The organism is Variovorax sp. Root473 (assembly GCF_001426505.1).
In the GTDB taxonomy this organism is placed as follows: domain Bacteria; phylum Pseudomonadota; class Gammaproteobacteria; order Burkholderiales; family Burkholderiaceae_C; genus Variovorax.
Genome location: NZ_LMEV01000015.1, coordinates 49,164 through 71,282, shown reverse-complemented (window position 1 = coordinate 71,282; position 22,119 = coordinate 49,164). Strand labels below are relative to the sequence as shown.

Genomic DNA, 22,119 nt, shown 5'->3' with positions numbered 1-22,119 from the left:
GGTCAGCCGCCGTGTGCCTTCACCCACCGCACGATGTCGGCCACGCCCATCGCGCCGGCCTGCCGCGCCACTTCGCGCCCGCTCTTGAACAGGGCCAGCGTCGGGATGCTGCGGATGTTGAAGCGCGCGCCGAGCGCGGGCACGGCCTCGGTGTCGACCTTGGCCAGTCGCACGTGGGGTTCAAGCTGGGCCGCGGCCTGTTCGTAGCCCGGCGCCATCTGGCGGCAGGGGCCGCACCAGGGCGCCCAGAAGTCGACCAGCACCGGGATCTCGTTGCGCGTGATGTGGCGCTCGAAGGTGGCCGCGTCCGGCAGTGCCGTCGAATGGCCGGTGAACAGCGCCTTGTGGCAGCTGCCGCAGTCGGGCGCGCTGCCCAGTTGCTCCGCGCGCACGCGGTTGGTTGTATGGCAGTGCGGGCAGACGATGAGCTTCGGAGGCGATTCGGTCATGCGGAAGAATTGGGGCTCGCGCGGTTGAATTGCAAGACGGCCGCCGGGTCGTGCGCCTTTTGCGACACTCAGCGGCCGTGACTGCCCCGCACCTTACCGCGTCGACGCTCGCTGTCCAGTGGGCCGGCGAGCTGCTGCACCTGCTGCCCGAGCGCGCGCTCTGGTGGCCCGCCGCGCGCGTGCTGCTCATCGCGGACCTGCACCTGGGCAAGGCCGCGACCTACCGGGCGCTGGGCCAGCCCGTGCCGGGCGGCACCACGCAGCGGAACCTTGCACGGCTCGACGCACTCATCGCCTGCCTCGCGCCGCAACGCCTCGTGTTCCTCGGCGATTTCCTGCATGCGGCGCAGGCGCGCACCGTGCTCGCTGCCGTGAGCGACTGGCGCGTGCGGCACGCCGGCGTGGCGATGACGCTGGTGCGCGGCAACCACGACAGCCGCGCCGGCGATCCGCCGGCGGCGCTCGGCATCGAGGTGGTCGACGAGCCCTTCCTGCTGGGGCCATTCGCCTGCTGCCATCACCCGCAAGCGCACGCCACGCACTTCGTGCTCGCGGGGCACCTGCATCCGGTGTGCCGGCTCTACGGCCCGGGGCGCGACAGCGTGCGGTTGCCATGTTTCGTGAGCGAGGCGCGCCAGGCGGTGCTGCCTGCCTTCGGCGAGTTCACGGGCGGCTGGCTGATGGACGCGGCGCCGCAGCGGCGTTTCTACGCGGTGGGCGGCGAGACCGTATGGGCGCTGCCCTCGTCGGATTGACGGACGCCGTTCCCTCTGGAAGGGGGAAGCGCAGAAATTCAGAGCACCACGGGTGCGTCGGGCAGCTCGTTGGTGTCGGGCTGGTCGTCGGCCAGCCGGAAGTGGGCCACCAGCAGCGCCGACACTTCTTCCAGCGCCAGCGTGATGCCGTCTTCGAAGCGGCCTTCGCGGAACGCCACGGCCATGCGCTGCGTCATCGCGGCCCATTCGGCGCTGCCCACGTGGGCGTCGATGCCGCGGTCGGCCACGATCTCGATGGCATGCTCGGCCAGCAGCAGGTAGATCAGCACGCCGTTGTTGTGTGCGGTGTCCCACACGCGCAGCTTGCCGAACATCGCAACGGCGCGCTCGCGGGGCGACGCGTGGCGCCACAGGTACGACATCGGCAGCCCTGCTTCGACGCAGATGCGAACCTCGCCGCTGTGGCGCCGCTCGCTCGCGGCCACGCGACCGGCCAGGCGCTCCATCGCGTCGGCCGGCAGCACGCGGCGCACGGTGGCTTCGTCGGTCCAGAGATGCCGCCAGATGCGGCCCAGCTTCGAGAAGAACGTGGGATCTGTAGTTGCCATGTGTTTCACCAGTCTCCCGAAGCGCCGCCGCCGCCAAAATTGCCACCGCCGCCGGAGCTGAAACCGCCGCCGCCCCCTCCGCCTCCGCCGCCCCAGCTGCCGCCACCGCCGCCGCTGCTCCAGCCCCCCCCGCCGCCGCCTCTGCCGCCACGGCCCGGGCCGAAGCCGGCAAGACCGGAGAACAGCGACACCATGAGCGCGAGCATCCCGGCGATCACCGCGATCACGGTGCTGGTCGTGAGGAGAAACGCGACCACGCCGATGCCGCCGCCCATGGCGACCGAGCCCATGGTCTTGCCCAGGATGGCGCGCGCGATCGGGGCGCCGACGAAGACACCGACGAACAGGAAGATCGCGAGGTTTTCCCAGTCGAAATCATCGCTGTTGCTGCCGCCGCTGCCGATGTCGCGCGAAGGCTCCGGCAGCGGCTCGCCGTCGACCAGGCCGATGAGCCGGTCGACCGCGGCGTTGAGGCCGCCCGCGAAGTCGTTGTTGCGAAAGCGCGGCTTCATCTCTTCGTCGATGATGCGCACCGCCGCGAGGTCGGGCACCGCGCCTTCGAGCGCCTTGGCGGTGGCGATGCGCATCTTGCGATCATCCTTGGCGACGATCACGAGGAGGCCGTCGCCCACGCCCTTGCGTCCGATTTTCCAGGTGTCACCCACGCGCTGCGTATAGCTCGCGATGTCTTCGGGCGCCGTGCTCGGCACCATGAGCACCACGATCTGCGAGCCCTTGCGCTGCTCGAAGGCCGCGAGCTTGGTTTCGAGGCCCGAGCGCTGCGCGGCGTCGAGCGTGGCGGTCTGGTCGATCACGCGCGCCGTGAGGGCGGGGATCGGCAGCAGGCCTTGCGCCAGCGCGGGCAGGCCGGCCCATGCAAGGGCTGCGACAACGATCGCAGCCAGTGCGCGGCGAATCAGGGCGGCCATCGGGCGCCGCTTCTTACTTCTTCGGGGTGCCGAAATCGACCGTGGGCGGCGTCGAGATCTGGGCTTCGTTCTGCACCGAGAAATTCGCCTTGGGCTTGTAGCCGAAGACCATGGCCGTGAGGTTGGTCGGGAAGCTGCGCGAGAGCACGTTGTACTCCTGCACGCTCTCGATGTAGCGGTTGCGCGCCACGGTGATGCGGTTCTCGGTGCCCTCGAGCGTCACGCGCAGGTCGCGGAACGCCTGGTTGGCCTTGAGCTCGGGGTAGCGCTCCGACACCACCATCAGCCGCGACAGCGCCGACGAGAGTTCGCCCTGCGCCTGCTGGAACTTGTTGAAGGCCTCGGGGTTGTTGAGCGTTTCGGGCGTGACCTGGATCGAGGTGGCCTTGGCGCGTGCCTCGATCACCTTGGTGAGCGTGTCCTGCTCGAAGCTGGCCTCGCCCTTCACGGTGGCGACGATGTTCGGCACGAGGTCGGCACGCCGCTGGTACTGGTTGAGGACCTCGCTCCAGGCCGACTTGCTGGCCTCGTCGAGGGACTGGAACTGGTTGTAGCCGCATCCGCTGAGGGACAGGACGGCCGCGAGAATCAGGAACCAGCGCTTCATCATCATTTGCATTACCTCCGCAGAAGAAGGCCGAAGTTAGCATAGACGGGGTCATGGCCCTCGATCCCTTCCACGCCCTGCAAGCCGCGAACCGCGCGGTGCCCCACGCTGCCGCATCGCCCGCCGGCACGCTGCTGATTGCGGGCGCGACCGGCGCGCTCGGGCAGGAGCTGCTGCACCGGCTCGCGGGCCGCCACCGCTTCCGGCACACGCGCGTGCTGGCTCGCGAGCCCATGCACGACGGGCTGGCCGGCGTCGAGACCGTACAGTGCCCGGTGTTGCCGATTGCGCAGTGGCCGTTGGTCGCGGCCGATGTCGCGGTGGTCGCCTTCGATCCGCCGCGCCTGCACCACGGCCGCGAACGTGCGCTGTGGCATCCCGACCCCGCCGATCTGCCCGAGCTGGCGCGCTGGCTGCGCGCCAGCGGTGTGCGCACGCTGGCCATCGTGCAGCCGCACGACCGCGGCCGGCTGCCCGAGGCGCTCAAGCGCGGGCTGGCCAGCCTCGACGAGCAAGCCGTGGTCGCCTGCGGTTTCGAGCGCGTGATCCTGCTGCGCTCGGCGCGCAAGCCTGTGGCCGTGCGCCTGGCCAACGTGGGCGAGCGGCTGGCGGCCTGGATGCTGTCGATCATGCGGTTCATGGTGCCGGCCAACGAGCAGCCGGTGCGCGCACCCAAGATGGCCGAGCTGGTCGACCTCGCGCTGCGCGTGGCACCGCCCGGCGTGCACGTCGCCGCGCCCGAGATGGTGTGGCAGGCCGCGCAGGGTGCCACGGAGGCAGCGGCGCGCGCGTGGCTGATTCCCGCGTCCGTTTCCGAGGCGCCTGCTGCCCCGTCACCCGCTGCCACATGGCCGTGACATGGGCAGGGCAAAATCGGGCCTACCCCCTTCGCTCTTGCCCTTCACCGCCATGCCCAAGACCCCTTTCCGCGCCGCCGCGGCCATCGGCGGCACTGCCGACGATGTCGAGGCCGCCTTCTACGAAGCGCTGCAACGCGGCGATGTCGATGCGCTGATGGCCTGCTGGGCCGACGAGGACGAGGTGTTCTGCGTCCACCCCGGCGGTCCGCGGCTGGTGGGCGCGGTGGCGATCCGCGCGGCCTTCGAGCAGATGTTCGGCAACGGCGCCATCCATGCGACGCCGGCGCGCGTGCGCAAGATCGAGTCGCTCGCGAGCGCCGTGCACAACGTGCTGGAGCGCATCGAGGTGCTCACGGCCGAGGGGCCGCGCCATGCCTTCGTGCTGGCCACCAACGTCTATCACAAGACCGCGCAGGGCTGGCGCCTGGTGGCGCACCACGCAAGCCCGGGCAGCGCGCGCGAGCCGGACGATGCGAACGATCCCCCGCAGGTTCTTCATTGAGTCCTGCCCCGAGCGATGGCCTCTGCGTTTCCTTCTTCCTCTTTCTCACCGACGTCCGCGCCGCCCGACGCACACGAAGCCATGGGCTACGTCGCGCCCCGCTGGCTGCCCGGCGGCAACCTGCAGACCATCTGGCCCGCGCTGTGGTCGCGCCGTTTCGACGGGCCGGCTCCGGTGTACCGCCGCGAGCGCTGGACCGCGCCGGACGGCGATTTCGTCGATGTCGACTTCGCCGATGCACCGCAGCCCGGCCCCCGGCCGCTGCTGGTGCTCTTCCACGGGCTCGAGGGCTCGTCGCGCAGCCACTACGCCGAGGCCTTCGCGGCCTTTGCCGCGTCGCGCGGCATGGCGTTCGCGGTCCCGCACTTTCGCGGCTGCAGCGGCGAACTGAACCTCGCGCCGCGCGCCTACCACTCGGGCGATCACGAGGAGATCGACTGGATCCTGCGGCGCATGCACGCGCAGCACGTGGTGCAGGGCGGCGGCGGGTCGGTGCTGGCCGTTGGCGTCTCGCTGGGCGGCAACGCGCTGCTGCGCTGGGCCTGCGAAGCGGGCGACACCGCGCGCGCCTGCGTCGATGCGGTGGCGTCGGTGTGCGCGCCGCTCGACCTGGCGGCGGGCGGCGAGGCGATCGGGCGCGGCTTCAACCGGCTGGTCTACACGCGCATGTTCCTCGCGACCATGAAGCCCAAGGCGCTGGCCAAGCTGGCGCAGTTCCCGGGCCTGTTCGACCGCGACCGGCTGATGGCGGCGCGCAATCTCTACGACTTCGACGACGTTTTCACGGCGCCGCTGCACGGCTTTCGCGGCACCGACGACTACTGGGCGCGTGGCTCGTCCAAGCCGCTGCTGGGCGCGATCCGCGTGCCCGCGCTGGTGGTGAACGCCCGCAACGATCCCTTCATTCCGGCCCGCAGCCTGCCCGGGCCGAACGAGGTCGGCTCGCACGTCACGCTGTGGCAGCCCGAAGGCGGCGGGCACGTGGGCTTTCCGCTCGGCCTGCCCCCGGGTCATGTGGGCGGAATGCCTGAGTGTGTGGGAGGGTGGTTGGCAGACCACCTCTCGTCGGCCCGCGCGCAAAATACGGCCTATGGATGACATCGTCAAACAGGCACTGGCCAAGTGGCCGAACGTGCCGCACTGCTACGGCTGGCTGGGCCTGGATGCGCGCGGCAACTGGTACATGCGCGACGACCGCACGCAGGCGCAGGGCCCGTTCCACAGCGCCAAGGGCTCGATGCTTCGGCACGACAAGCTGATCGAATTCATTCACCGCAACTACGAGCACGACGCCGACGGCCAGTGGTTCTTCCAGAACGGGCCGCAGCGCGTGTATGTCGAACTGGAGGCGGCGCCGCTGGTGTGGCGCGTGGCGCAAGACAGCGCAAGCGTGTTTACGGTCACGGCCCACACGGGCGCCCCCACCGAGGTGACGGGTTGCCTGCTCGACGAAGCCGGGCGGCTCTATCTGGTCGCGCCAGCGGGGCTGGGCCTCGTGCACACGCAGGATGTGGGCATCGCCGCCGAAGCGATCGAGCAGGGACTCTGGACCCCGGAGCCGGTGCAGGCGGTCGACCTGCCGCGGCGCTTCGGGCATGTACTGAGTCCGGCACAACGCCATGCCGGTGCGGCTGAATAGCTATTGAAAAGATAGCAACTCGGTTCGCCGGGACATGAAAAAACCGGCCTCGAAGCCGGTTTTTTCATGGGCGCGAGGCGCTGTCGATCAATGGCCTGCTTACTTGGCAGGCGCACTGGCCGCAGCGGCGGCAGGTGCGCTGGCCGCTGCCGAAGCGCCTTCGGCCGGCGCGGCAGCCGCTGCCGGACGGTCCGGCACCGGGAACTTGGCGCCACCGGCGTTGGCCAGGTACACCACGGCACGGCCGATTTCGATGTCTTCGAAGTCGCCACCGCCCTGGGCGGGCATTGCGCCCTTGCCCTTGAGCGCGTGCTCGAGCAGCGTGGCGTAGCCTTGGCCGATGCGCGGGCCCCAGGCTGCAGCGTCGTTCAGGTGCGGGGCGCCGGGGATGCCGGGAGCGCCGTGGCAGGCCACGCACTGGGCCTTGAACACGGCTTCGCCGGCGGCCAGGGGCCGGTTGGCGTCACGGATCTCGATGGAGCCGACCTTCTTCAGGCGCTCGGCCACTTCACGGTCACGCGATTCCTGAGTCACGCCGTAGAGCGCCATGTTGTCGCCCTCCGCGGTACCGGCGGGCTTGGTGCCCGAGACCACATAGGACACAAGGCCCACGATGATCAGGATCGGAACGATGAAAGAAAAAAATACCGCGAGCAGCAGTTGCTTCGGGTTCTTGATCGGGCCGGTATGGGCTTCTTCTGTGGCCTGGTAGTGCGGGTCTGCGCTCATGGCGTCCTCAATATCGGGGGGCTCGTCGGGGGCTTTTTCTAACCAACCGGCGATTATAGAGAGGCCCTTTGCCCGCGCGGGCAATTGACCTCTCCATATTGGACGCGCAGGTGTCTCAACCGTTGTTGCGTGTGGCCCAGCCGCCACCCAGCGTCTTGTACAGCGTGACCTGGTTCTGCAGCTGCAGCAGGCGCGTGGCGACGGCCGATTGCTGCGCCGTGAACAGCGAACGCTGTGCGTCGAGCAGGTCGAGCGCGCTGGCAATGCCGTTGCGATAGCGCAGGTCAGACAGCTTGTAGCGCACCGCCTCGGCGTCGGCCTGCGCGGTTTGCGCACGCGCCTGCTCGCCCAGCGTGGCGCGGCCCGCGAGCGCGTCGGCCACTTCGCGGAAGGCGGTCTGGACCGACTTCTCGTACTGCGCCACTGCGATCTCACGCCCGGCCTTGGCCGAGTTGAGCCCCGCGATGTTGCGGCCCGCATCGAAGATCGGCAGCGTGACCGTGGGCGCGAAGCTCCAGGCCTTGGTGCCGCGATCGAACAGGTTAGAGAACTCGCTGCTCGCGGTGCCGATCGAACTCGTGAGCGACACGCGCGGGAAGAAGTTCGCACGCGCCGCGCCGATGTTGGCGTTGGCCGCAATCAACTGCTGCTCGGCCGCGCGGATGTCGGGCCGCTCGGTCAGCAGGTCGGAGGGCAGGCCGGCCGGCACGTCGGGCATCGGGCGGATGCCCGCGAGTCCCTTGGTGCCACCGGCGGTGGCCTCGGCCGGTACCGGCGCGCCGAGCAACAGGGCGAGCGCGTTCTCGTCCTGCATGCGCGCGCGCTGCTGCTGCGCATAGGCGGCGCGCGCGGTCTCGGCCTGCGAGTTCGCAGCCTGGAAGTCGATCTCGGACGACACGCCGTTGTCGAAGCGCAGCTTGGTCAGGCGCACCGATTCGTCGCGCGTGACCATGGTCTGGCGCGTGATCTCGAGCAGCTCGTCGTCGGCCAGCAGCGTGAGCCAGCCGGTGGCCACGGCCGCGATCAGGCTGATCTGCGCGGCCTTGCGCGACTCTTCGGTGGCCAGGTACTGCGACAGCGCCTGGTCCTTCAGCGCGCGCACGCGGCCGAAGAAGTCGAGCTCCCACGCGGTGAATCCGAAGTTGACGCTGTACTGCGACGCCACGCTGCCCTGGCTGGGATCGATCGCCTGGTAGGCGTTGGGGCTCGAGCGCGAGCCCGCACCCGTGAGGCCGAGCGCCGGGAACAGCGCCGAGCGTTCGATCTGGAACTGCGCACGCGCCTGCTCGATGTTGAGCACCGATACGCGCAGGTCGCGGTTGTTTGCCAGCGCCGTCTGGATCAGGCCCGCCAGGCGCGGGTCGGTGAAGAAGTCCTGCCAGGGCAGGGCGGCCGCGGCGGGGCCCGAGGGCTGCGCCGGGTCGCCCGGATAGGTCGTCGGCACCGGCGCCGCAGGGCGCTCGTAGGTCGGGATCAGCGAGCAGCCTGCCAGCAGCATCGCGGCGGCCAGCACGGTGGGAATCAGAGGTTTCTTAGTCATGTGTGTGGTCTCCCGTGATGCCGGCCGCTGCGGCGTGCCGCTTGTCGGCCTCGTGCTGGCGCGCGCTGCCCTTGAACAGCGTGCGCACCACCACGAAGAACACCGGCACGAAGATCACGGCCAGGATCGTGCCGGTCACCATGCCGCCGAGCACGCCGGTGCCGATGGCACGCTGGCTCGCCGAGCCTGCGCCCGACGCCAGGACCAGCGGCAGCACGCCCAGGCCGAAGGCCAGCGAGGTCATGATGATGGGACGGAACCGCAGGTGCGCGGCTTCGAGCGCGGCCTCGACCACGCCGCGGCCCTGTGCCTGCAGGTCTTTCGCGAACTCGATGATCAGAATCGCGTTCTTCGCCGACAGGCCGATGATGGTGATCAGGCCCACCTGGAAGTACACGTCGTTGGAATAGGCGCGCAGCATCGTCGCCACCAGCACACCCAGCACGCCCAGCGGCACCACCAGGATCACCGACAGCGGGATCGACCAGCTCTCGTACAGCGCGGCCAGGCAGAGGAACACCGCCAGGATCGCGAAGCCGTACAGGATCATGGCCTGCGAGCCGGCGAGCTTTTCCTCGCGCGACTGGCCGGTCCACTCGAAGCCGAAGCCTTGCGGCAGCTGGCCGGCGAGCTTTTCCATCTCGGCCATGGCCGCGCCCGTGCTCTGGCCCGGCGCCGCGTCACCGCTGATGCGGATGGCGGGGTAGCCGTTGTAGCGCACCGTCTGCGTGGCGCCCGAGACCCACTTGGTGGTCGCGAAAGCCGACAGCGGCACCGGCTGGCCCTTGGTGTTGACGGCGTTCAGACGCAGCAGGTCGTCGGGTTGCATCCGTGCCGGCGCGTCGGCCTGCACCACCACGCGCTGCAGGCGGCCGCGGTTCGGGAAGTCGTTGATGTAGCTCGAACCCAGCGAGGTCGACAGCGCACTGTTGATCGCATCGAAGCTCACGCCCAGGGCGTTGGCCTTGTCGCGGTCGATGTCGATCTCCAGCTGCGGCGCGTCTTCCAGGCCGTCCGGGCGCACTTGCGCGAGGATCTTGCTTTGCGAGGCCATGCCCAGCAGCTGGTTGCGTGCGTTGATCAGCGCCTCGTGGCCTGCGCCGGAACGGTCCTGCAGCCGGAAGCTGAAGCCGCTGGCGTTGCCCAGCTCGGGAATCGGCGGCGGGCTCAGCGGGTAGATGAAGGCGTCGCGGATGCCCGACAGCGCACCGAAGGCACGGCCGGCCAGCGCGCTGGCCGAGTGGGCCGGGTCCTTGCGTTCTTCCCAGTCCTTCAGCGTCACGAAGGCAAGGCCCGCGTTCTGGCCCTGGCCCGAGAAGCTGAAGCCCATCACGCTCACGATGCTCTGCACTTCAGGCTGCTTCAGGATGAAGCCTTCGACCTGCTGCATCACCGACAGCGAGCGCTCCTGCGTGGCGCCCGGGGGCAGCTGCACGTTCACGATGATGTTGCCCTGGTCTTCCTCGGGCAGGAACGAGCTCGGCAGGTGCGTGTAGAAGTACGCGACGGCGCCGATGATCGCGGCGTAGATCACGAGGTAGCGTGCGGCGCGGCGCAGGATGCGCGCGACCACGCCTTCGTAGCCCTTGGCCGTGCGCGAGAAGCCGCGGTTGAACCAGCCGAAGAAGCCGCGCTTCTCGTGGTGGTGGCCCGCTTCTACCGGCTTGAGCAGCGTGGCGCACAGCGCCGGCGTGAGCGACAGCGCCATGAAGGCCGAGAAGCCGATCGAGGCCACCATCACCGCCGAGAACTGGCGGTAGATGTTGCCGGTCGAGCCCGCAAAGAAAGCCAGCGGCACGAACACCGAGATCAGCACCACGGTCACGCCGATGATGGCGCCCGAGATCTGCTGCATCGCCTTGCGCGTGGCCTCGAGCGGCGACAGCCCCTCTTCGCTCATGATGCGCTCGACGTTCTCCACCACCACGATGGCGTCGTCCACCACGATACCGATCACCAGCACCATGCCGAACATGGTGAGCACGTTGATCGAGAAGCCCAGCGCGAGCAGCGTGGCAAAGGTGCCCAGCAGTGCAATGGGCACCACGATGGTCGGGATGATCGTGTAGCGCCAGTTCTGCAGGAACAGGAACATCACCAGGAACACCAGCGCGATGGCTTCGAACAGCGTCTTCACCACTTCGGTGATCGAGATCTGCACGAAGCGCGAGCTGTCGTACGGAATGTCCCACTTCACGCCCTTGGGGAAGTAGCGCTCCAGTTCGGCCATCTTGGCGCGCACGGCCTTGGCCGACTTCAGCGCGTTGCCGGTCGGCGTGGGCTGCACGCCGATACCGACCGCCGGTACGCCGTTCAGGCGCGCGGAGGTGGCGTAGTTCTGGCCACCGAGTTCGACGCGCGCCACGTCCTTCAGGCGCACGGTCGAGCCGTCGGTGTTGGCACGCAGCACGATGTTCTGGAACTGCTCGACGCTGTTGAGCTGGCCGTTCACCGTGACCGTGGCGGAGATCGCCTGGCCGGGAATGTTCGGCAGGTCGCCGAGCGTGCCCGACGCCACCTGGGCGTTTTGCGCGCGGATCGCGGTGTTGACGTCGTTGGACGACAGGTTGAAGCCTTGCAGCTTCGCCGGGTCGATCCAGATGCGCATCGCGTTCTCGGAGCCGAACAGCTGGGCCTGGCCCACGCCGTCGATCCGCTGCAGTTCCGGCACGATGTTGCGCGCGGCATAGTCACCGAGCGCCACCGGGTCGAAGTCGGGGTTGTCCGAGGACAGCATCGCGAACAGCAGGAAGTTGTTGCGCGACTTGTCCACGCGCACGCCCTGCTGCGTCACGGCCGAGGGCAACCGCGGCGTGGCGCGCGAGAGCCGGTTCTGCACGTCCACCTGCGCGAGGTCTTCGTTGGTGCCGGCCTCGAAGCTGATGGTAATGGCGCCGGTGCCGTCGGCCTGGGCCACCGATTCCATGTAGATCAGGCCGGGCGAACCGTTCATTTCGCGCTCGATCACGGACAGCACGCTGTCCTCGAGCGTTTGCGCGGAGGCCCCGGGGTAGGCGACGTTGATCACGATGGCCGGCGGGGCCACTGGCGGGTACTGCGAGATCGGCAACTGCGTGATGGAGACGCCGCCCAGCACGATGATGAACAGTGCGATCACCCACGCGAAGATCGGTCGGTCGATAAAGAATTTGGCCATGCGAGGCGCTCCTGATTACTTCTTGTCAGCCGAGGCCGAGGCCGAAGCCGGGCTGGCGGCGGGCGCCGCGGCAGCAGACGCTGCCGGCGCCGCGGGTGCAGCCGCCGCTGGGGCAGCCGCGCCGTTCGGCGCCGGCTTTTGCCACGGCACCGCCTTCACGGGCGTGCCGGGCGGCATCATCTGCAGGCGCTGGAAGCCGTCGACCATCACCTGTTCGCCGGCCTTCAGGCCGTCGAGCACCACCCACTGGTTGTCCTTGGCGGCGCTGATCTTCACAGTGCGCTGGCTCAGCTTGCCGTCGGCGCCGACCACCGTCACGTGGTCACCCTGCTGGGTGCGCGTGACGGCCTGTTGCGGCACCGTGATCGCGTTCGTCACCTGCGCCTGCTCGAGCTTCACGCGCACGTACAGGCCAGGCAGCAGCTCGCCCTTGGGGTTCGGGATCTCCGCGCGCAGCGTGACCTGGCCCGTGGTCGGGTCGACCGTGAGGTCGGAGAACAGCAGCTTGCCGTCCTGCGCGTAGTCGGTGCCGTCTTCGAGCACCACGCGGATGCTCGCGGCTTCTTCGCCGCTGGCACGCTTGTACTGGCCGGCGGCCACGGCGCGGCGCAGCTTGAGCACGTCGGAGGCCGACTGCGTGAAGTTCACGTACAGCGGGTTGATCTGCTGCACCACGGCCAGCTCGGTGGCGTCACCCTGGCCGACCAGAGCGCCTTCGGTGACCAGCGCGCGGCCGATGCGGCCCGCGATGGGCGAGGTGACATCGGCATAGCCCTGGTTGATCTTGGCGGTCTGCAGCAGCGCGCGGTTGGCGGCCACGTCGGCTTCGGCCGTCTTGGCGGAGGCCACGGCCGTCGCGTATTCCTGCTTGCTCACGGCGTTGGCCTCGACCAGCGGCTTGTATCGGTCGGCCAGCGCCTTGGCCTGCACGGCGTTGGCTTCGGCGCGGGCCAGCGCGGCCTGGGCGTTCTGCGTGGCGGCCACCAGCGGTGCCGGGTCGATGCGGAACAGCAGCTGGCCGGCCTTCACGTCGCTGCCTTCGCGGAACTCGCGCTTGAGCAGGATGCCCGGCGTGCGGGCGCGCACCTGGGCGATGCGCGAGGCTTCGAGGCGGCCGGGCAGTTCGGTCACCAGGCCCACGTCGGTGGGCTTGACCACCACCACGCCGACTTCAGGCGCCGGACGGGCGCCACCGCCGCCACCGCCCGGTCCGGCCGGGGCCTCGCCCTTGCCGCAGGCGGCCAGGAACAGGAGGGAGACGAGGGCCACGGTCGCGAGACGCGGCGAAAACGACAAGGACGGTTGACGCGAGACATGCAGAAGAGGCATGTGATTCCTTTGATGCGAAGACGGGAGATGGCGCGTTTGCGGGAGAGATCCGTAAACCAGCACGAGCAGGTGGGCCATCCGGGAAGCGCGCTAGTTTACATACATTCATGGATGTATAGTGACAGCCATGCAATGGCCCCACGATACGCAAAGGGCGTTCGCTTTACAAATCAGGAGACTTGGTGGCACGTCGTACGAAGGAAGAAGCACTGGCAACGCGGAATCGATTGCTCGATGCCGCGGAGCTGTTGTTTCAGGCGCAAGGTGTTTCGCAGACCACGCTGCAGCAGATTGCGCAGCAGGCCGGCGCGACGCGCGGCGCCATCTACTGGCACTTCAAGGACAAGGCCGACCTGTTCAACGCCATGATGGAGCGCGTGATCCTGCCGCTGGAAACGCCGCCCAAGAGTGAGGCGCCCGGCGGCAGCGACGACCCGCTGGCCGAGATCGAGGAGGGCATGGTCCATGCGCTGACGCTCATGGTCACCGACCTGCAGGTGCGGCGCGTCTTCGACATCGCGACCCACAAGGTCGAATACACGCACGACATGGCCTCGGTGCAGCAACGCCACCTCGACGCCCGCAACGCCTGCGTGGTCGATTTCGAAAAAGCCCTGCGGCTGGCCGCGCGGCGCGCCCGCATCAAGCTGCCGATCCCCGGCGCGATGGCGGCGCAGGGCATGCACGCGCTCATCGGCGGGCTGATCCAGAACTGGCTGCTCGACCCCACTGCCTTCGACCTCGTGCCGACCGGACGGCGCACCTTCCGCGTCTACCTGTTCGGGCTCGGTTTCCCGCGCACGTCGGGCGGAGCCGTTCCCACGGCACAGGACGCAGAAACCGCCGAGGCCTGATAGGCCATAATGTGCGGCTCCAGTGCTTTTCGGAGCACCCCTCTCGCTGTATTTCAACGGATAGAATTCGGCCCTCCGAAGGCTGAGATCCAGGTTCGATTCCTGGCGGCGGGACCACCTTCAAGACCGGAAATTCCGCAAGGGCTTCCGGTTTTTTCACTTCTTCCCCGACCCGGCCCGGCCTTGCCAGACAAGGCCGATCCGGAGATCCGCGCGACCGGGCCGTGACACGCCGTTGCACCCCGTCACCCAGTCGCACGCATGTAAAAATTCCTCGCATATGGAGCTCACCGAACTGGACGAAACCAGCCTCGCAGCACACGCCGCCGAATGGCGTCGGCGCGCGCTGCGCGGCGAGAAACAGGCCCGCGGCATCGCACATGCCCTCGAGACCGAAATGCGGCGCCGCTTTGGCGATTCGATTCCCCCAAGCCAGAGCGCCGACCTGGACACCCGCCCCCTGGCCCTGCGGCAGCCGCCGCGCCCGTGGTGGAAGTTCTGGTGATCCGGTTGCGGTCGCGGGCCGGCGCGGCCTGATCCGACACCGCTCATGGCTGGTCGTCGGTTGCGGGCGCCCGTCGGCCCTGACACCATGACCGCATGGCATACCAACTTCATTACTGGCCCACGATCCAGGGCCGCGGCGAATTCGTGCGGCTCGCACTCGAGGCCGCGGGCGCCGACTACGTCGACGTCGCGCGGTTGCCCGCGTCGCAAGGCGGTGGCGAGTCCGCGCTGGGGCAGCGCCTCGGCGATCCCGACAACCCGCGCGCCGCATTCGCGCCGCCGTTCCTCATCGATGGCGACATCGTGGTCGGCCAGACCGCGGCGATCCTGCTGTACCTTGGACCCAAGCTCGGACTGGCCGGCATCGGCGAATCGGACGGCCTGTGGACCCATCAGCTCCAACTGACCATCGCCGATGCCGTGGCCGAGGCGCACGACACCCACCACCCGATCTCGACCGGTGACTATTACGAAGACCAGCGCGACGCGGCCGTGCAGCGTGCACGTGCCTTCCGCGAAGCACGCATCCCGAAGTTCCTGAACTGGTTCGAGCAGGTGCTGCAGCGCAACCCTGCGGGCGACCTGCACCTCGTCGGCGACGTGCTCACCTACGCCGACCTGTCGCTGTTCCAGCTGGTGGACGGCCTGCAGTACGCCTTTCCGAGAGCCGCCGCGCGGGCACTGGCCGATGTGCCTGCGGTCGTGAAGCTGCACGCCAACATCCGGCGGCGCCAGCGCGTGCACGACTATCTGCAGAGCCCGCGCCGCATTGCGTTCAACGAGGACGGGATCTTTCGGCGCTATGCCGAACTGGATGGCTGAGGGCTACGCGCTGTCGCTGTCGGCTTCGTTGCGGATGCGCAGTGCCAGGTCATACAGCGTGTTGCGCGGCGCGCCGCTGATCTCTGCGGCCAGCTTCACGGCCGTCTTCACCGGCAGTTCCGCCAGCAACAGGCGCAGCACGCGTTCGCCTTCCGCGCCGCCGTCGCCGCTCACGGCCACGGGGTGCAGCACGAGGGCGAACTCGCCGCGCATGCGGTCGCGGTCGGCGCCGAACCAGTCGGGCAGCGCGCTGGCCGCCACGGTGGCGATCTCCTCGAACTGCTTGGTGAGCTCGCGGCCCACGGTGATGCGGCGTTCGCCCAGCATGGCGAGTGCGCGGGCCAGCGTTTCGATGCGGTGCGGCGCTTCCAGCAACACCACGGCGCGCGGTTCTTGCATGAGCGCCTGCACGGCAGTGTCGCGCTCGCCGGCCTTGGTCGGCAGGAAGCCCGCGAACACGAAGGCGCTGCTGTTGTGCGCGTTGCTCTCGCCTCCGTCGGCCACGAGCCCGGCGGCGCTCATGAGCGTGACGACGCTGCTGGCGCCAGGCAGCGGCAGCACGCGCTGGCCGGCCGCGCGCACGGCGGCGGCCAGGCGCGCGCCGGGGTCGCTCACGCCGGGCGTGCCGGCGTCGCTCACGTAGGCGATGCGTTCGCCCTGCGCAAGGCGCGCGACCACGGCCTGCGCGGCCTCGGCTTCGTTGTGCTGGTGCACCGCGAGCAGCCGCGCGCCGGGGCGGTCGATGCCGTAGGCGCGCAGCAGGGTCTGCGTGTGGCGCGTGTCCTCGCAGGCGATGACGTCCACCAGCTGCAGCACATGCAGTGCGCGCAGCGTGATGTCGGCCAGGTTGCCGATCGGCGTGGCGACGACATACAGCGTGCCCTGCGGATAATGCTGCGCGCCCGCGGCGTCGTGCGCGGCCGGCAGGGCCGCGCCGAAGGAAGCAGGGGCGAGTGAAGCCAAGAGGTTTCTCCGTAGGGCAGCGAAAACAAAAAACAGGGCAGGGAGCCATGACGACAAGCATCACGACGACGAAGCATCGCGGCGATGCGGCGGAAGACGCCGCGCTCGACCACCTTCGCCGGGCCGGCCTCGTGCCGGTCGCGCGCAATTATCGAACGCCGGGGCGCGGCGGCGGCGAGGTCGACCTGATCATGCGCGATCCGCGCGACGGCACGCTGGTGTTTGTCGAGGTGCGCCAGCGCAGCGCGGCCTCGCACGGTGGCGCGGGCGGCAGCATCACGGCGCGCAAGCAGCGACGCATCGTGCTGGCTGCGCGGCATTACCTGGGCCGGTTGCGGTCGCTGCCGCCGTGCCGGTTCGACGTGGTGCTGATCGAGGAGAAAATCACCTGGCTGAAAGCCGCCTTCGATGCTGGCTGACGCGCCCGCCAGGGAACTGAAGCCTTCCGGAAGGCTCCACCACTCACGTCTTGTTTCACGACCCCCAGTTATCATCGCGCCCCATGCTCGAGCAACGGATTCAGCAGCACTTCATCGACAGTGCCGATCTCAAATACCAGACCGGACCGGTCCTCAGCAAACCCATCTCCCAGGCGATGCAGGCCCTGCTGGCCTGCGTGACCAGCGGCGGCAAGGTGCTGGCCTGCGGGGCCGGCGTGTCGGGTTTGCTCGCCGCGCAGTTCGCCTCGAATTTCGTGGGCCGCTTCGAACGCGAGCGGCCCGAGCTGGGCGCCATCGCGCTGCCCGGCGACACCACCGACCCGGCGGCCGACAGCCCGCAGGCCGCCGATGCCGACCGCTTCGCGCGCCAGGTTCGCGCGCTCGGCCAGGCCGGCGACGTGCTGCTGGTGCTCAGCGCCAGCGGTCATTCGGCCGCGGTGCTGGCCGCCGTGCTCGCTGCGCATGAGCGCGACATGACGGTGGTTGCGCTGCTCGGCAACGCCGCGACCGGCTTGGCGGCGGCCGCGTCAGGTGCCCCAGCCACGGGCGGCACTGGCGGCACCATCGGGCGCGCGCTGCGTGAAACCGACGTCCAGATCAGCGTGCCGCACGAGCGTGCGGCACGCATCCACGAAATCCACCTGCTCGCGCTGCATTGCCTGTGCGACGGCGTGGATGCCCAGTTACTCGGAGAACAGGAAGTTTCCTCATGACCATGACGACCCTGACCAAGGCCTCGACCCAACGTTTCGCTCTCGCGCTCACCCTCGGTGCTGCTCTGGTGGGCGGCTTGTCCGCCTGCGTGCCGCTCGTCGTGGGCGGCGCCGCGGTGGTGGGCGTGGGCATGGTGGCGACCGACCGCCGCAGCTCGGGCGCCCAGCTCGACGACCAGGGCATCGAGCTGCGTGCTGCGGCTCGCGTGCGCGACATCGCCAACGACAACATGTACGTGAGCGTCACCAGCTACAACCGCCAGGTGTTGCTGACCGGCGCCGTCGGCAGCGACGCCGACCGCCGCCGTGTGGAAGACGAGGTGAGCCGTGTCGTCAACGTGCGCTCGGTGGTCAACGAACTCACCATCGGCGCGCCAAGCACCTTCCAGGACCGCTCGAACGACCTGTACATCACCGGCAAGGTGAAGGCCTCGCTGCTCGATGCCAAGGACATCTTCGCCAACTCCTTCAAGGTCGTGACCGAGCGTGGCACGGTCTACCTGATGGGCATCGCCACCCGCCGCGAGACCGACCGCGCCACCGAAATCACGCGCGGCGTGACCGGCGTGGCCAAGGTCGTGCGCGTGGTCGAGGTGGTGAGCGAGGCCGACCTCGCGGCGAGCCAGGCGGCGAACCAGGCTGCCGCGCAGCGCGGCGGCACGGGGCCCGCGCCGGTCAGCAACGCAACGCCGTCGGCACCGGCTGCGTCCTCGGGTTCGCGCGTGCCGCTGCCGCCGATGGAACCGCTGCCGGCGCCGGCCGGCGGTGCGACCACCTCGCCGGTCCGCTGAAATCAAAAAGCCCGCTTCCGCGGGCTTTTTTCATTTGAGCCGAGTGATGAGGCTCGACGTGTCCCAGCGCCTGCCGCCCGCCTGCTGCACGTCGGCATAGAACTGGTCGACCAGCGCCGTCACCGGCACGCGCGCGCCGTTGCGCTTGGCTTCGTCGAGCACCAGGCCCAGGTCCTTGCGCATCCAGTCGACGGCAAAGCCGTAGTCGAACTTGCCTTCGATCATGGTCTTGCCGCGGTTGTCCATCTGCCAGCTCTGGGCGGCGCCCTTGCCGATGACGCCGAGCACGGCTTCCATGTCGAGCCCGGCGCGCTGGCCGAAGGCGATGGCTTCCGACAGGCCCTGCACCAGCCCCGCGATGGCGATCTGGTTGACCATCTTCGCGAGCTGGCCCGCGCCGCTGTCGCCCAGCAGCGTGACCGCGCGCGAGAAGGCCATGGCCACCGGCTTGATGCGTTCGAACACCGCCGCGTCGCCGCCGCACATCACGGTGAGCGCACCGTTCTGCGCGCCCGCCTGGCCGCCCGACACGGGCGCGTCGATGAAGTGCAGGCCGCGCGCCAGCGCCGCCTTCGACAGCTCGCGCGCCACGTCGGCCGAGGCCGTGGTGTGGTCGACCAGCACAGCGCCGGGCTTCATGCCGGCCAGGGCGCCGTCGTCGCCCAGCACCACCGAGCGCAGGTCGTCGTCGTTGCCGACGCAGCAGAACACGATGTCCGCGCCGGCCGCCGCTTCGCGCGGTGTGGGGGCGTGGCGGCCCGGCGCGCCGAACTCGGCGACCCAGGCCTGCGACTTGGCGGGTGTGCGGTTGTAGACCGTGACCGTGTGGCCGGCCCTGGCCAGGTGCCCGGCCATGGGCCCGCCCATGACGCCGAGGCCGAGGAAGGCCACCGTCTGGGCGGGAACGGATTCGTAGGTGCGGGGGTTGATGCTGCTCATGGCCGACAGCTTAAAGCCAAAGAAAGAAAGCCGGCACGTCCGGACACCCCGGCAGGCGGCCTCAGACGATCGCGAAGTGCTCGGTGCCGGCCGCCAGGTCGGTGCTGCGCGCGCGCTGGCTGTTGAGCTTGATCTGCAGGCGCAGGTCGTTGGCCGAGTCGGCGTTGCGGATCGCTTCTTCGAAGTTGATGGCGTTGCCTTCGAACAGGTCGAACAGCGCCTGGTCGAAGGTCTGCATGCCCAGGTTGCGGCTCTTCTTCATGACCTCCTTGATCTCGCCCACTTCGCCCTTGAAGATCAGGTCGGAGATCAGCGGGGTGTTCAGCAGGATTTCGACGGCGGCCACGCGGCCTTGGCCGTCTTCGGTGGGCACCAGCCGCTGCGACACCAGCGAACGCAGGTTCAGCGACAGGTCCATCAGCAACTGCGCGCGGCGCTCTTCGGGGAAGAAGTTGATGATGCGGTCCAGCGCCTGGTTGGCGCTGTTGGCGTGCAGCGTGGCCATGCACAGGTGGCCGGTTTCGGCGAAGGCCACGGCATGCTCCATGGTCTCGCGGTCGCGGATTTCACCCATCAGGATCACGTCGGGCGCCTGGCGCAGCGTGTTCTTCAGCGCCGCTTCCCAGCTGTCGGTGTCGATGCCCACTTCGCGCTGCGTCACCACGCAGTTCTTGTGCGGGTGCACGAACTCGACCGGGTCTTCCACCGTGACGATGTGGCCGTACGAGTTTTCGTTGCGCCAGTCGATCATCGCGGCCAGCGTGGTCGACTTGCCGGAGCCCGTGGCGCCCACCAGGATGCACAGGCCGCGCTTGGTCATCGACACGTCCTTGAGCACCTGCGGCATGCCCAGGCCATCGATGGTCGGCAGCTTGGCGGGAATGGTCCGCAGCACCATGCCGACCTTGCCCTGCTGCACGAACGCGTTGACGCGAAAGCGCCCGATGCCCGTCGGCGAGATCGCGAAGTTGCACTCTTTCGTGCGCTCGAACTCGGCCGTCTGGCGGTCGTTCATGATCGAGCGCGTGAGCGCCAGCGTGTGCTGCGCGCCCAGCGCCTGCTGCGACACCTTGGTGACCTTGCCGTCGACCTTGATGGCCGGCGGGAAGTCGGCGGTGATGAACAGGTCGCTGCCGTTGCGGCTCACCATGAGCTTGAGCAGGTCGTTGATGAACTGGCTGGCTTGATCGCGTTCCATGATGTCGGTCCTGTGCGGGCTGTGATCAGCCGGGGAAGTTTTCTGGGATCTTGGCCTTGCCGCGCGCTTCGGCGGCAGAGATCGTGTTGCGGCGCACCAGTTCCGTCAGGTTCTGGTCGAGCGTCTGCATGCCCGAGCCCTGGCCGGTCTGGATGGTGGAGTACATCTGCGCCACCTTGGCTTCGCGGATCAGGTTGCGGATGGCCGGCGTGCCCAGCATGATCTCGTGCGCCGCCACGCGGCCCTGGCCGTCCTTGGTCTTGCACAGCGTCTGCGAGATCACCGCCTGCAGCGATTCCGACAGCATCGCGCGGATCATTTCCTTTTCCTCGCCCGGGAACACGTCGATGATCCGGTCGATGGTCTTGGCGGCCGACGAGGTGTGCAGCGTGCCGAACACCAGGTGGCCCGTTTCGGCTGCTGTCATCGCGAGGCGGATGGTTTCGAGGTCGCGCAGCTCGCCCACCAGAATGGCGTCCGGGTCTTCGCGCAGCGCGGAGCGCAAGGCGTTCGAGAACGACAGCGTCATCGGCCCTACCTCGCGCTGGTTGATCAGACACTTCTTCGACTCGTGCACGAACTCGATCGGGTCTTCCACCGTGAGGATGTGGCCGTACTCGTTCTCGTTGAGGTAGTTGACCATCGCCGCCAGCGTGGTCGACTTGCCCGAGCCCGTGGGGCCCGTCACCAGCACCAGCCCGCGCGGCTTGAGTGCGAGTTCGCCGAAAATCTTCGGGGCGTTGAGCTGCTCGAGCGTGAGGATCTTCGAAGGAATGGTCCGGAACACCGCCGCCGCGCCGCGTGCCTGGTTGAAGGCGTTCACGCGAAAGCGCGCGAGGCCGTCGATCTCGAACGAGAAGTCGACCTCCAGGAACTCTTCGTAGTGCTTGCGGTGCGTGTCGCTCATGATGTCGTACACCATGGCGTGCACCGCCTTGTGGTCCAGCGCATCGACGTTGATGCGGCGCACGTCGCCGTTCACGCGGATCATCGGCGGCAGGCCGGCCGACAGGTGCAGGTCGGAGGCTTTGTTCTTGACGCTGAACGCCAGCAGTTGGGTGATGTCCACGGGGCTCCTCAGGCAGGCTTTGGTGACGTTTTGATACGAATTCGGAAGATTATGACGATGATTGGCGACGACCTCCAGCAAGTAAGGGCCCGAATCGACCAGGCCTGTGCAGACGCCGGGCGCGACCCGTCGGCGGTGCGCCTGCTGGCGGTGTCCAAGACCTTCGGGCCGCAGGCCGTGCGCGAGGCGCACGCGGCGGGCCAGGCGGCGTTCGGCGAGAACTACGTGCAGGAGGGGCTGGACAAGATCGCCGCGCTGGCCGACCTGCGCGCGGGGCTCGAATGGCACTGCATCGGCCCTCTGCAGAGCAACAAGACGCGGCCCGTGGCCGAGCAGTTCGACTGGGTCCACAGCATCGAGCGCCTGAAGATCGCTGAGCGCCTGTCGGCCCAGCGACCAACCCATCTGCCACCGCTGCAGGTGTGCCTGCAGGTCAACGTGGATGGCGGCGCGAACAAGTCCGGCGTGCCACCGGAAGAGGCCCTGGCCCTCGCGCGCGCTGTGGCGGCCTTGCCACAGCTGCAGCTGCGCGGACTCATGGCAATCCCCGAACCGGCGCCCGATTTCGCGGCACAACGCGAACTGTGCCTGCGCGCGCATGCGGTATTCGAATCGATCCGCGCGGCGGGCATTGCGCTGGACACGCTGTCGCTGGGCATGAGCGGCGACCTCGAAGCGGCGGTCAGTGCCGGCAGCACGATGGTGCGCATCGGCACGGCGATCTTCGGTGGCAGGGTGCGCAAGTCCGCCTGAAGCCG

Annotated in this window: 24 protein-coding genes and 1 tRNA gene; 13 read left to right on the top strand and 12 right to left on the bottom strand. The window is 68.7% G+C overall.

Features of this window, described 5'->3' with window-relative positions:
- Positions 1–2 precede the first annotated feature (2 nt).
- Positions 3–449 (bottom strand): thioredoxin TrxC, encoded by a 447-nt coding sequence (trxC, locus tag ASD34_RS09925; protein ID WP_056576427.1) that lies wholly within the window; start codon positions 447–449, stop codon positions 3–5.
- Between the two features lie 77 nt (positions 450–526).
- On the opposite strand from trxC, the gene pdeM reads away from it, so the two are divergent.
- Positions 527–1,204: a ligase-associated DNA damage response endonuclease PdeM gene (gene pdeM / locus ASD34_RS09920; RefSeq protein ID WP_056576424.1), complete on the top strand. Its 678-nt coding sequence runs from the start codon at positions 527–529 to the stop codon at positions 1,202–1,204.
- A gap of 38 nt (positions 1,205–1,242) precedes the next feature.
- Here pdeM and ASD34_RS09915 read toward each other — a convergent pair whose 3' ends face one another.
- Genes ASD34_RS09915 through ASD34_RS09905 form a run of 3 tightly spaced genes read right to left on the bottom strand, consistent with a single transcriptional unit; the run spans position 1,243 to position 3,315 of the window.
- Positions 1,243–1,773 carry a TPM domain-containing protein gene (locus tag ASD34_RS09915; RefSeq protein ID WP_056576422.1) on the bottom strand — a complete coding sequence of 177 codons (531 nt, stop codon included), beginning with the start codon at positions 1,771–1,773 and terminating at the stop codon, positions 1,243–1,245.
- A 5-nt stretch (positions 1,774–1,778) separates the two neighbouring features.
- Positions 1,779–2,702, bottom strand: a complete 924-nt coding sequence (locus tag ASD34_RS09910; protein WP_056576419.1) for a TPM domain-containing protein — start codon at positions 2,700–2,702, stop codon at positions 1,779–1,781.
- A gap of 13 nt (positions 2,703–2,715) precedes the next feature.
- Positions 2,716–3,315 (bottom strand): LemA family protein, encoded by a 600-nt coding sequence (locus ASD34_RS09905; RefSeq protein ID WP_200937565.1) that lies wholly within the window; start codon positions 3,313–3,315, stop codon positions 2,716–2,718.
- A gap of 47 nt (positions 3,316–3,362) precedes the next feature.
- Here ASD34_RS09905 and ASD34_RS09900 point away from each other — a divergent pair, with 47 nt between their 5' ends.
- The 4 genes from ASD34_RS09900 (at position 3,363) to ASD34_RS09885 (ending at position 6,310) form a co-directional block, all read left to right on the top strand.
- Entirely contained in the window at positions 3,363–4,166 is an 804-nt protein-coding gene (locus ASD34_RS09900) for a hypothetical protein (RefSeq protein ID WP_056576416.1), read from the top strand.
- Positions 4,167–4,218: 52 nt separating this feature from the next.
- The gene (locus ASD34_RS09895) at positions 4,219–4,671 is read left to right on the top strand and encodes a YybH family protein (RefSeq protein ID WP_056577215.1); all 453 of its coding nucleotides are present in this window, start codon (positions 4,219–4,221) and stop codon (positions 4,669–4,671) included.
- Positions 4,672–4,752: 81 nt separating this feature from the next.
- Entirely contained in the window at positions 4,753–5,769 is a 1,017-nt protein-coding gene (locus ASD34_RS09890; RefSeq protein WP_056576412.1) for a YheT family hydrolase, read from the top strand.
- Positions 5,762–6,310, top strand: coding sequence for a DUF2946 family protein (locus ASD34_RS09885; protein ID WP_056576409.1), 549 nt, complete (start codon positions 5,762–5,764; stop codon positions 6,308–6,310). The genes ASD34_RS09890 and ASD34_RS09885 overlap by 8 nt, the downstream gene beginning before the upstream one ends.
- Positions 6,311–6,409: 99 nt before the next feature.
- On the opposite strand, the gene ASD34_RS09880 is transcribed toward ASD34_RS09885, so the two are convergent.
- The 4 genes from ASD34_RS09880 to ASD34_RS09865 form a co-directional block, all read right to left on the bottom strand.
- Positions 6,410–7,039 carry a c-type cytochrome gene (locus ASD34_RS09880; protein ID WP_056576407.1) on the bottom strand — a complete coding sequence of 210 codons (630 nt, stop codon included), beginning with the start codon at positions 7,037–7,039 and terminating at the stop codon, positions 6,410–6,412.
- A gap of 115 nt (positions 7,040–7,154) precedes the next feature.
- Positions 7,155–8,579 (bottom strand): efflux transporter outer membrane subunit, encoded by a 1,425-nt coding sequence (locus ASD34_RS09875; RefSeq protein WP_056576404.1) that lies wholly within the window; start codon positions 8,577–8,579, stop codon positions 7,155–7,157.
- Positions 8,572–11,736 carry an efflux RND transporter permease subunit gene (locus tag ASD34_RS09870; RefSeq protein ID WP_056576402.1) on the bottom strand — a complete coding sequence of 1,055 codons (3,165 nt, stop codon included), beginning with the start codon at positions 11,734–11,736 and terminating at the stop codon, positions 8,572–8,574. Before ASD34_RS09870 ends, ASD34_RS09875 begins: the two co-directional genes overlap by 8 nt.
- A gap of 15 nt (positions 11,737–11,751) precedes the next feature.
- Positions 11,752–13,065 (bottom strand): efflux RND transporter periplasmic adaptor subunit, encoded by a 1,314-nt coding sequence (locus ASD34_RS09865; RefSeq protein WP_056576399.1) that lies wholly within the window; start codon positions 13,063–13,065, stop codon positions 11,752–11,754.
- A gap of 179 nt (positions 13,066–13,244) precedes the next feature.
- On the opposite strand from ASD34_RS09865, the gene ASD34_RS09860 reads away from it, so the two are divergent.
- The 4 genes from ASD34_RS09860 (at position 13,245) to ASD34_RS09845 (ending at position 15,248) form a co-directional block, all read left to right on the top strand.
- Positions 13,245–13,919 (top strand): TetR family transcriptional regulator, encoded by a 675-nt coding sequence (locus tag ASD34_RS09860; protein ID WP_082548571.1) that lies wholly within the window; start codon positions 13,245–13,247, stop codon positions 13,917–13,919.
- A gap of 42 nt (positions 13,920–13,961) precedes the next feature.
- A tRNA-Arg gene (locus ASD34_RS09855) sits at positions 13,962–14,036 on the top strand.
- A gap of 163 nt (positions 14,037–14,199) precedes the next feature.
- On the top strand, positions 14,200–14,424 hold the full coding sequence (locus tag ASD34_RS09850; RefSeq protein ID WP_056576397.1) for a hypothetical protein: 225 nt from the start codon (positions 14,200–14,202) through the stop codon (positions 14,422–14,424).
- A gap of 95 nt (positions 14,425–14,519) precedes the next feature.
- Positions 14,520–15,248 carry a glutathione S-transferase gene (locus tag ASD34_RS09845; protein ID WP_056576394.1) on the top strand — a complete coding sequence of 243 codons (729 nt, stop codon included), beginning with the start codon at positions 14,520–14,522 and terminating at the stop codon, positions 15,246–15,248.
- Between the two features lie 3 nt (positions 15,249–15,251).
- Here the strand turns inward: ASD34_RS09845 and rsmI are convergent, their stop codons facing one another.
- Positions 15,252–16,211 (bottom strand): 16S rRNA (cytidine(1402)-2'-O)-methyltransferase, encoded by a 960-nt coding sequence (gene rsmI / locus ASD34_RS09840; RefSeq protein ID WP_056576391.1) that lies wholly within the window; start codon positions 16,209–16,211, stop codon positions 15,252–15,254.
- Positions 16,212–16,258: 47 nt separating this feature from the next.
- On the opposite strand from rsmI, the gene ASD34_RS09835 reads away from it, so the two are divergent.
- The 3 genes from ASD34_RS09835 (at position 16,259) to ASD34_RS09825 (ending at position 18,155) form a co-directional block, all read left to right on the top strand.
- Positions 16,259–16,630 carry a YraN family protein gene (locus tag ASD34_RS09835; protein ID WP_056576389.1) on the top strand — a complete coding sequence of 124 codons (372 nt, stop codon included), beginning with the start codon at positions 16,259–16,261 and terminating at the stop codon, positions 16,628–16,630.
- 83 nt (positions 16,631–16,713) lie between these two features.
- Positions 16,714–17,364 (top strand): SIS domain-containing protein, encoded by a 651-nt coding sequence (locus ASD34_RS09830; protein ID WP_056576385.1) that lies wholly within the window; start codon positions 16,714–16,716, stop codon positions 17,362–17,364.
- Positions 17,361–18,155, top strand: coding sequence for a BON domain-containing protein (locus tag ASD34_RS09825; RefSeq protein WP_056576382.1), 795 nt, complete (start codon positions 17,361–17,363; stop codon positions 18,153–18,155). The genes ASD34_RS09830 and ASD34_RS09825 overlap by 4 nt, the downstream gene beginning before the upstream one ends.
- Positions 18,156–18,185: 30 nt before the next feature.
- Here the strand turns inward: ASD34_RS09825 and ASD34_RS09820 are convergent, their stop codons facing one another.
- The 3 genes from ASD34_RS09820 to ASD34_RS09810 all read right to left on the bottom strand — a co-directional run bounded on the left by ASD34_RS09820 (position 18,186) and on the right by ASD34_RS09810 (position 21,361).
- Complete coding sequence (locus ASD34_RS09820; protein WP_056576379.1) at positions 18,186–19,094, bottom strand: NAD(P)-dependent oxidoreductase; 909 nt, start codon at positions 19,092–19,094, stop codon at positions 18,186–18,188.
- A 61-nt stretch (positions 19,095–19,155) separates the two neighbouring features.
- Positions 19,156–20,292 carry a PilT/PilU family type 4a pilus ATPase gene (locus ASD34_RS09815; RefSeq protein ID WP_056576376.1) on the bottom strand — a complete coding sequence of 379 codons (1,137 nt, stop codon included), beginning with the start codon at positions 20,290–20,292 and terminating at the stop codon, positions 19,156–19,158.
- Between the two features lie 25 nt (positions 20,293–20,317).
- Positions 20,318–21,361, bottom strand: a complete 1,044-nt coding sequence (locus ASD34_RS09810; protein WP_056576373.1) for a type IV pilus twitching motility protein PilT — start codon at positions 21,359–21,361, stop codon at positions 20,318–20,320.
- A 51-nt stretch (positions 21,362–21,412) separates the two neighbouring features.
- Here ASD34_RS09810 and ASD34_RS09805 point away from each other — a divergent pair, with 51 nt between their 5' ends.
- Positions 21,413–22,114 carry a YggS family pyridoxal phosphate-dependent enzyme gene (locus ASD34_RS09805; protein WP_056576371.1) on the top strand — a complete coding sequence of 234 codons (702 nt, stop codon included), beginning with the start codon at positions 21,413–21,415 and terminating at the stop codon, positions 22,112–22,114.
- The last annotated feature ends 5 nt before the right edge of the window (positions 22,115–22,119 follow it).

Coding starts and splice junctions, on each gene's coding strand:
- trxC (WP_056576427.1), bottom strand. CDS start 449: ATGACCGAATCGCCTCCGAAGCTCATCGTCTGCCCGCACTGCCATACA.
- ASD34_RS09915 (WP_056576422.1), bottom strand. CDS start 1,773: ATGGCAACTACAGATCCCACGTTCTTCTCGAAGCTGGGCCGCATCTGG.
- ASD34_RS09910 (WP_056576419.1), bottom strand. CDS start 2,702: ATGGCCGCCCTGATTCGCCGCGCACTGGCTGCGATCGTTGTCGCAGCC.
- ASD34_RS09905 (WP_200937565.1), bottom strand. CDS start 3,315: ATGATGATGAAGCGCTGGTTCCTGATTCTCGCGGCCGTCCTGTCCCTC.
- ASD34_RS09900 (WP_056576416.1), top strand. CDS start 3,363: ATGGCCCTCGATCCCTTCCACGCCCTGCAAGCCGCGAACCGCGCGGTG.
- ASD34_RS09895 (WP_056577215.1), top strand. CDS start 4,219: ATGCCCAAGACCCCTTTCCGCGCCGCCGCGGCCATCGGCGGCACTGCC.
- ASD34_RS09890 (WP_056576412.1), top strand. CDS start 4,753: ATGGGCTACGTCGCGCCCCGCTGGCTGCCCGGCGGCAACCTGCAGACC.
- ASD34_RS09885 (WP_056576409.1), top strand. CDS start 5,762: ATGGATGACATCGTCAAACAGGCACTGGCCAAGTGGCCGAACGTGCCG.
- ASD34_RS09880 (WP_056576407.1), bottom strand. CDS start 7,039: ATGAGCGCAGACCCGCACTACCAGGCCACAGAAGAAGCCCATACCGGC.
- ASD34_RS09875 (WP_056576404.1), bottom strand. CDS start 8,579: ATGACTAAGAAACCTCTGATTCCCACCGTGCTGGCCGCCGCGATGCTG.
- ASD34_RS09870 (WP_056576402.1), bottom strand. CDS start 11,736: ATGGCCAAATTCTTTATCGACCGACCGATCTTCGCGTGGGTGATCGCA.
- ASD34_RS09865 (WP_056576399.1), bottom strand. CDS start 13,065: ATGCCTCTTCTGCATGTCTCGCGTCAACCGTCCTTGTCGTTTTCGCCG.
- ASD34_RS09850 (WP_056576397.1), top strand. CDS start 14,200: ATGGAGCTCACCGAACTGGACGAAACCAGCCTCGCAGCACACGCCGCC.
- ASD34_RS09845 (WP_056576394.1), top strand. CDS start 14,520: ATGGCATACCAACTTCATTACTGGCCCACGATCCAGGGCCGCGGCGAA.
- ASD34_RS09835 (WP_056576389.1), top strand. CDS start 16,259: ATGACGACAAGCATCACGACGACGAAGCATCGCGGCGATGCGGCGGAA.
- ASD34_RS09830 (WP_056576385.1), top strand. CDS start 16,714: ATGCTCGAGCAACGGATTCAGCAGCACTTCATCGACAGTGCCGATCTC.
- ASD34_RS09825 (WP_056576382.1), top strand. CDS start 17,361: ATGACCATGACGACCCTGACCAAGGCCTCGACCCAACGTTTCGCTCTC.
- ASD34_RS09820 (WP_056576379.1), bottom strand. CDS start 19,094: ATGAGCAGCATCAACCCCCGCACCTACGAATCCGTTCCCGCCCAGACG.
- ASD34_RS09815 (WP_056576376.1), bottom strand. CDS start 20,292: ATGGAACGCGATCAAGCCAGCCAGTTCATCAACGACCTGCTCAAGCTC.
- ASD34_RS09805 (WP_056576371.1), top strand. CDS start 21,413: ATGACGATGATTGGCGACGACCTCCAGCAAGTAAGGGCCCGAATCGAC.